General features: G+C 71.7%; 7 protein-coding genes. 6 read left to right on the forward strand and 1 reads right to left on the reverse strand.

What is annotated here, in order from left to right:
• Positions 1-217: phosphatase PAP2 family protein (locus tag AWZ10_RS36700; RefSeq protein WP_244172672.1), on the forward strand; the 217-nt coding region annotated here is incomplete at its 5' end.
• 639 nt (positions 218-856) lie between these two features.
• The gene (locus AWZ10_RS36705) at positions 857-2,278 is read left to right on the forward strand and encodes an alpha/beta hydrolase (RefSeq protein ID WP_060893178.1); all 1,422 of its coding nucleotides are present in this window, start codon (positions 857-859) and stop codon (positions 2,276-2,278) included.
• Between the two features lie 132 nt (positions 2,279-2,410).
• Here AWZ10_RS36705 and AWZ10_RS36710 read toward each other — a convergent pair whose 3' ends face one another.
• Positions 2,411-3,019: a hypothetical protein gene (locus AWZ10_RS36710; RefSeq protein ID WP_060893179.1), complete on the reverse strand. Its 609-nt coding sequence runs from the start codon at positions 3,017-3,019 to the stop codon at positions 2,411-2,413.
• A 156-nt stretch (positions 3,020-3,175) separates the two neighbouring features.
• On the opposite strand from AWZ10_RS36710, the gene AWZ10_RS36715 reads away from it, so the two are divergent.
• The 4 genes from AWZ10_RS36715 to AWZ10_RS36730 all read left to right on the forward strand — a co-directional run.
• Positions 3,176-3,364 carry a hypothetical protein gene (locus AWZ10_RS36715; protein ID WP_046708825.1) on the forward strand — a complete coding sequence of 63 codons (189 nt, stop codon included), beginning with the start codon at positions 3,176-3,178 and terminating at the stop codon, positions 3,362-3,364.
• A 660-nt stretch (positions 3,365-4,024) separates the two neighbouring features.
• Entirely contained in the window at positions 4,025-4,891 is an 867-nt protein-coding gene (locus AWZ10_RS36720) for a serine hydrolase domain-containing protein (RefSeq protein WP_244172673.1), read from the forward strand.
• A gap of 48 nt (positions 4,892-4,939) precedes the next feature.
• Positions 4,940-5,155: a hypothetical protein gene (locus AWZ10_RS36725; RefSeq protein WP_046708823.1), complete on the forward strand. Its 216-nt coding sequence runs from the start codon at positions 4,940-4,942 to the stop codon at positions 5,153-5,155.
• Positions 5,156-5,287: 132 nt separating this feature from the next.
• Positions 5,288-5,497: HEAT repeat domain-containing protein (locus AWZ10_RS36730; protein WP_482258129.1), on the forward strand; the 210-nt coding region annotated here is incomplete at its 3' end.

Consider the following 5,497-nt stretch of genomic DNA (forward strand, 5'->3'; position numbering starts at 1 on the left):
CCTGCTGCACCCCTTCCTCACGGTCCTGGCGATCGTCGCGACCGGCAACCACTGGATCCTCGACGCGGTCGGCGGCGCGGCGGTCGTCGGTGCGGGCTTCGCCCTCGCCTACGTCCTGACGGGACCGCGGGCCGAGCCCGAGAAGGACGACGGGAAGACGGACGACGGGGCCCCGCAGACCGCCGCAAGCGATCCGCGAGACCCCGTCCGCGGCTGACCATCAGCCGATCCACAGGTCGTGGGTGGCGCCGTTCCCAGTGTCGTTTGCGGAGACAAGCCGGGGCTCCCACCGCCAGCCGGTGCCGGGCTTGCGGTGGTGGAACTCCACCGAGCGGCCGGCGCCCCCAGGAGGAGATGGGTGGTGCCGCGGGGGACCGCGCGCAATACCGATCGACCATGAGACATGACCGCGTAGGACACGGTCTTGGCTTGTCTCTTAACCCCGGGCCTCGAACGTCGCGTCGTACACCCCACTCATCTGGGGATTCGCCGGGTAGGCGGACGGCCCTCGCATGATCATGCGTTCCGCCACGGAAACACGTTCATACGAAGGCCGCAGAGGTGAGTGTGCTGCACGACGATGCCCGGCGGGACGCGTTCGACTTCACGTCACACTTCCGGGAGGACTTCTACGTCTGCCTGACCCCTTCTTCCGATCCGTCGGCTCCGTCGGCTCCGCGTCCTCGCCGGGCTGCCGCGGAGCGGGGACGGCGGGAAGACCCGCCGCCGTCGGTGATTCCCGCGCCGATCCGTCGGAAACCGTCCGCTCCGAGGCCCCGGTGGCCGGTCCGTACGCGCGCCGGGAGAAGGTTGTCCATGTGTCGTTGCCCCCCAACTTTCAAGGAGACGACCGGAGATGACGAAGCGTCTGGTGCGTAGAGCGGTGTTGCGTGGCGGGCTGGGCGGAGGGCTGGCCCTGGCCGGGATCGGGTCCGGGGCCGGGGGCGGGATCGCCCTGGCCGCCGGTGCCGGGGAGGGGCGGCGTGGGGCCGCCGTTGGGGGCGGGGAGGTGTATGTGCCGATCGCGGTCGGGGCCGGGGGCGGGCCCGTCGGGAGTGACCGGGTGCATGTGCTGAAGGTGGGACCACGGGACGCGGGGACCGTGGTGGTGCTGGTGCCGGGGATGTTCGGGGCGGCGAACGACTTCCGGCTGATGGCTCGGGATCTGGTGGCCTCGGTGCCCGGGATCCAGGTGTGGGCCGTCGACCGGCGCGAGGAGAACCTCGCCGACCGGAGTGGGTTCGGGGGCGGGGATCCGGATCCCGTCGGGTACTACCTCGACGGGCGGTATCGGATGCTGGAGCCCGCCTCCGCCGGCTACTTCGGGCGGTGGGGGCTGGAGCGGACCCTCGACGACCTGCGGTGTGTCGTGCTCGCCGCTCGCGCGGGCGGACGGCGGCGGGTCGTGCTCGGCGGGCACTCGTGGGGTGCGACCAGCGCGCTGGCGTACGCGGCCTGGGACTTCGGCGGACGGGCCGGGTACCGGGATCTCGTGGGGCTGGCGGTCCTCGACGGGGGTGTGCGCGGGGCGTTCGAGGGGAGCGGGGCGCCCGTGCGGGACTCGCCGGAGGAGGTGCGGGAGCGGCTCGCGGCGATCGCCGGCGGGCAGGTCTTCGACATGACACTCAGCGGGGTCGGGCTCGGCAGCCGGGCCGAGAGCACACAGATCTGGTACCAGCTCGCCGGGTGGTACGCCCACCACGACCCCGAGGGGCGGTCCGTACTGCAGGACCGGGTGCCCGAGGCGCTGCGGGTGCCGTTCCCGGTGACCAACGCCGCGCTGCTCGGCTCCTTCGTCGACGCCGGGTTCGGCTGGCCGAACGACATCAGCGTCCACTCCGGCCACCTGGCGGCCGACGCCGACGCCAGTGGCGTACGGGGGTGGATCGATGACGGGATCACGCCGATCGGGCGGGTCGCGGAGGCGTACGCGGGGCCGGTGCCCGGCGTGTGGGAGTGGTACTGGCCCGCCCGGCTCTCCGTCGACCTGGACGTGAGCGACTCCTACGCCGACACCGACCTCGCCCGCTCCCTCGGGCTGCGCCTGCGGCACGCCCCCGGCCTCGACATACCCCTCTACGCGTTCCAGACCAGCGCCTACAGAGGCACCGCCGTAGAAAGCGCCCGCCGCGTCGTCGCCGAGTCCCGTATCCCTTACGCCGCCTACGAGTCCGACGAGGGCATGAACCACCTCGACCCGCTCTTCGCCGCCACGGAACACAACACGGCCACGCACACGCTGGCGGAGTTCCTGCGGAGGGTGGGGACGGCCGGGTGACCGGGGCGGGGTGACCTCGCCGAAGACGCCTGCGGTGCCGTGCGGCGGCGGCACGGCCCCGCAGGCGTGGCCCGTCTCGGAGGTCCACCGCCTTCGCGACGCCGGCCCGACAGCCGGGGCGGTACCCGTGCGTCAGGAGTAGATCATCGGGCAGCCGCGGCGGATCGAGTGCTGGGCGGCGCGCAGGTACAGGGCGACGTAGAAGGCCGTGTCGAGGTCGTCGGCCCACGGGCCCGGCCGGGTCGCGGCCAGTTCCTTCGCCGCTCCGTCCCAGAACCACATGGTCAGTTCGAGGTTCTCGCACGCCGCGGGTGTCTCCGCGGGCAGTTCGACGACTGTCGCCAGCCGCTCCGCGAGGGCCAGCACCTGAGGCGCCCCGACGACCACGGTGGGCTCGCCGTCGGCCGAGTCGTAACCGGCCTCGACGTCCAACCGGATGTCCTCGTCGAGCGACAACGGCACCAGCACGGTCCAGCCCAGGAGGGTGTCCGTCTCCTCAGGGGTGAGGTGTTCGGCGCACAGCCTGGTGAAGCCGTCCATCGGCGGTATCAGCTTCTCCTCGAAGGGCAGCGGGGACAGCTTCGAGCCACGCGCGAGGGCCGCCTCCCCGGGCACCGACTCGTAGGCCGGCAGCCCCCGCCGCCCCAGCTCCTCGTCCAGCGCCGAGGCGACATGCCCCCAGTCGCCCTCGTCCCCACCGAACCACTGCTCCGCGCCGACGCTCACCAGATAGATGCCCATGGCCGGAACGTACTGCGCCCCACTGACACCCCCGGGGGGCGTAGCCGGCCACACCCCTGTTCCGGGAGAGGACTCCCTCGTGGCGAGGAACGCCGGACGGGATCGTTGAAGCACGAGGTCGAGCGGACCTCGCCGGCTCCTCCGAAAGGAAACCCCGTGAAGGCCCTGCTCGGCCCGAAGCCCGTCCTGTGGTTCCTGTTCCTGTTCAACCTCACCGTCGCCGCGGTCGCCCCCTTCGTCGTCGACGGCGCGCAGGGCATGGCCACCGCCGTCGGCATGGGCGTCGTCTCGCTCGGCGCGGGTGTCAGCCTCCTGCGCGGCCGGGGCGAACGGCAGCGCGCCTGAGCGGTCCCCCGCGTGGCGACGAGTTTCGACGGCGCGCCCGGTCCATGTGCACGGAGGACGCACGAGGGGCCCCTCGAAGCGCTCGACGCCCCCGGGACACGCAGGAGATGTCAGGAGATGTGATGGGCACCGTGGTGATGCACGACGTCGTGTCCGTGGACGGCTTCATCGCCTCGACGACCCCCACACGGTGATCCAGGGCGACCGGGTCCTGCAGCTGCGCTACCGGGTGCGCCGCCCGAGCCCGTCCGGGGGATGACGCGCCCTTCCTCCACCGCGAAATAGCCTGCGAGCCGGCCCGGGAAGCGGCGCGTGATGCGACCTGAGACCGTGCCGAGAACTCGGTGCCGGCCGAAACGGCGTCCACGTGGCTGAGCTGCGAGCACTTCACGCCCGTCGGCCGACCGTGGCAGGCGACGATCAAGCCAATCTTCCTGGCCGGCAAGGCCGTTGAAGGCTCGGCGGGCGGGGAGGGAAGGCGCACCGGGCCAGGGCGAGGAAGGGAAAGCGAAGGGAGCGTGGGGTGCGCTCGGTTGGCCGGCGTGGTGGCTGTGATCGCGGCGATGGCTCTCGCGTTCTGGTCGGTTCTCGGACCGTGATTGTCTCGTTCCGGCGAACCCGGTTCGGCAACGGTTGCGCGAGAGCCTTCAATGGATCTTTGTGACCACCAGATCAATGACCCGGCGCCTCGTACCCAGCTGCATCATCGGCAGCTCCCACGACGCTCCGATCCTCACCGGCCATCACGACCCCGACAAGTTCGTGGAGGTGGCCTCCTTCACCAAAGTCATTACCGGAACCATCCTGCAGCAGCTCGCCGCACAAGGCACGCTCACGCTTGACGATCCCGTAGAACGATGGCTCGGCGTCCCGGCAGGGACGGGTATCACCTTGCGTCACCTTGCCGAGCACACCTCGGGTCTGCCTCGGCTGCCTCCCGGCACCACCCGCCTGGACCCGTACCGGAAGTTCACCGACGACCGGCTGAACGAGTTGCTCTCAGGGCTCGACCGTCTCGCCGATGCCCCCGCCGGCGTGCGCGAGGAGTACTCCAACTTCGGCTACGCGATACTCGGGGCGGCACTGACCGCGGCGACGGGACAGGAATACGGTGATCTCGTCGCCGTACACGTACTCGCCCCCCTCGGCCTGCCGCCCGACGCGATGAGCGCCCGACCCCCGCAGGACAGTCGGTTGGTGCCGACCACGGCGTTCGGGCGCAGCGCGAAACCGTGGACCATGTCGGGAGCCATCCTGCCCGCGGGCGGCCTGTGGGCAACCCCCCGCACACTGGCACGGGTGCTGACCGGTCTCGTGATCGAGCGGGCCCTCGGCGAACCCGCACCGGGATGGCAGCGTACGGGGCCGCTGCCCCTGTTCTGGCACAACGGAGCCACAGGTACGGCATCGGTGTTCGCCGGCGCCGTGCCTGACGGCCGTTGGACAGTGGTCCACCGGCTGAACGGCTCGTACGAGGTGACGGACCAGGCCGGCCTGGACTACCTGCGCACAGCACAGCCACGGTAGGCGCCTCTGAGAGGATGGCGCGGGCCATCACACGAAGAGGGGTCGAGCATGCTCGTGCTCATACTGTCCGTCGTCGTCCTGCTCGTCGTCGGCGGCTGCGTCTGCGTCTTCTGGGCAGCGCGGGGCGACGCCCCGCGCTGGGTACGCGGCGTGGCCACCGCGACCCTCCTCGGCGGCGAGCTGACCCGCAAGGCGAGCCGCGGCTCCGGCTCGCGCAGCAACGGCGACAGCACGACCCTCGGAGGGTCTGACCAGTCCTCCTGATCCCGGGGCCCCGTGCCCCGTGCCCCGGCATCAGCCGTGCAACCACCCGTACAACCACCGGGCCGCCCGGACGGTCGTTCTCGTCGGGGGTCTCTCCGGCAAGGGTCCGCGGAGGCTTCGAAGGGGGAACCCATGGGTGGCGGCACGGCTGGCTCGGCACATCAGATCGCCTTCTTCCTGCGGGAGTTGGAGTCCGAGGAACCCGGGCGGAGGGCAGCCGCCGTCAAGGGCCTCGGGCGGCTGGGGCGGGGGGACGAGCACGGCGAGGTCGTCGCCCGGACCGCCCGGGATGCCGAGGCCGTCGTACGGGCGGGAGCGGCCGACGGGCTGGGGCGACTCGGG

The organism is Streptomyces europaeiscabiei (assembly GCF_001550375.1).
GTDB lineage: Bacteria > Actinomycetota > Actinomycetes > Streptomycetales > Streptomycetaceae > Streptomyces > Streptomyces europaeiscabiei.

What these genes read in the sequence shown, in the direction of transcription:
- AWZ10_RS36710 (WP_060893179.1), bottom strand. Translation starts at nt 3,019, where the DNA reads ATGGGCATCTATCTGGTGAGCGTCGGCGCGGAGCAGTGGTTCGGTGGG.
- AWZ10_RS36705 (WP_060893178.1), top strand. Translation starts at nt 857, where the DNA reads ATGACGAAGCGTCTGGTGCGTAGAGCGGTGTTGCGTGGCGGGCTGGGC.
- AWZ10_RS36725 (WP_046708823.1), top strand. Translation starts at nt 4,940, where the DNA reads ATGCTCGTGCTCATACTGTCCGTCGTCGTCCTGCTCGTCGTCGGCGGC.